1 protein-coding gene is annotated in these 1,215 nt (G+C 46.3%); it reads left to right on the forward strand.

Annotated features, from left to right (window positions below; all coding sequences use genetic code 11):
- The first annotated feature begins 89 nt into the window (after positions 1–89).
- Positions 90–1,187: an ISAs1 family transposase gene (locus tag AM629_RS21120; RefSeq protein ID WP_054481763.1), complete on the forward strand. Its 1,098-nt coding sequence runs from the start codon at positions 90–92 to the stop codon at positions 1,185–1,187.
- Positions 1,188–1,215 lie beyond the last annotated feature (28 nt).

A 1,215-nucleotide genomic window follows, 5' to 3' on the forward strand; every position in this document is an offset into this window, starting at 1 on the left:
CAGGGCGCGAGCATACTTTTTTAACGCCTATTGAAAGTAGAGTAATGACATGATCTAATCACGCTTATTTCTCTTCAGATAGCTCAATGATGACTCTGATTGAACACCTCGCCGTTGTTAAAGAAACCCGCTCTGATATCAATCGTCAGTACGAGCTGATTGATGTCATTTTTCTGGTCGTCAGCGCTATTATGGCGGGAGCCGAAGGCTGGCAAGACATTGAGACTTATGGTCATGCCAAAATTAAGTGGCTGAGAGAATATCGCTCTTTTCCCAATGGCATACCGTGTCGGCACACCATTGCCAGAATACTGTGCGCTATCGAGCTTGACTCCCTGTTGGAAGCCTTACTCAACTGGGTTAATGAACAGCGTGAATCGGGCGGCAAACCCGTTATTGCCTTTGACGGGAAAGTGCTGCGACATGCTTATCGTAATGAAAAGAAGAACGCAGTCCAGCTGGTCACTGCTTATGATACCGAGGCAGGATTAGTGTTGAGTCAGAAAGCCACCGCCACCAAAGAGGGGGAAATCAGTATCGTTCGCCAGATGCTGGATATCCTTAACCTGAAAGGCAGTATCGTGACCCTTGATGCCTTGCATTGTCAGCGTGAAACACTGGAAAAAATCCGGGAAAAGAAAGCCCATGTGGTCGTTCAGGTGAAGAAAAATCAGCCTCACCTGTGGGAAGCGGTTCAGTCCCAATTTCAAGGCGTGTTTGATGCCAGCAAAGAGCAAATTATTACGGAAATCAAGCAAGAAGCCCATGGCCGACGTGAAGAGCGTTATGTATTCCAGTTAAAACCGAAATTCTCCCCTGAAATGGCCGCTAAATGGCCGACCATTCGTAGCATTATTGCGGTTGAACGCCACCGGATACAAAATGGCACAGGGACAGTGGATACGTCCTATTATGTGAGTTCACTTTCTCCCCGGCATAAATTATTGGGGTACTATATTCGTCAGCATTGGCGAATTGAAAATAGTCAGCATTATATTCTTGATGTCGTTTTTAAAGAAGATGATTCACGGATTGTTCTGGATGGTGCGATTGAGAATCTTGCGTTATTCCGGCGTCTTGTCTTGAACATGGTTAAACAATGTGATTGTGGCGCCCCGAGCCAGAGAAACAAGCTCAAGAAAGCAGGCTGGAGTGATGATTATCGTGCAAGAGTGTTCTTTGGATGAAGATGAGTCAAAGTATGCTCGCGCCCTG

This window comes from Photorhabdus heterorhabditis (genome assembly GCF_001280945.1).
In the GTDB taxonomy this organism is placed as follows: Bacteria; Pseudomonadota; Gammaproteobacteria; order Enterobacterales; family Enterobacteriaceae; genus Photorhabdus; species Photorhabdus heterorhabditis.

Coding starts and splice junctions, on each gene's coding strand:
- AM629_RS21120 (WP_054481763.1), top strand. CDS start 90: ATGACTCTGATTGAACACCTCGCCGTTGTTAAAGAAACCCGCTCTGAT.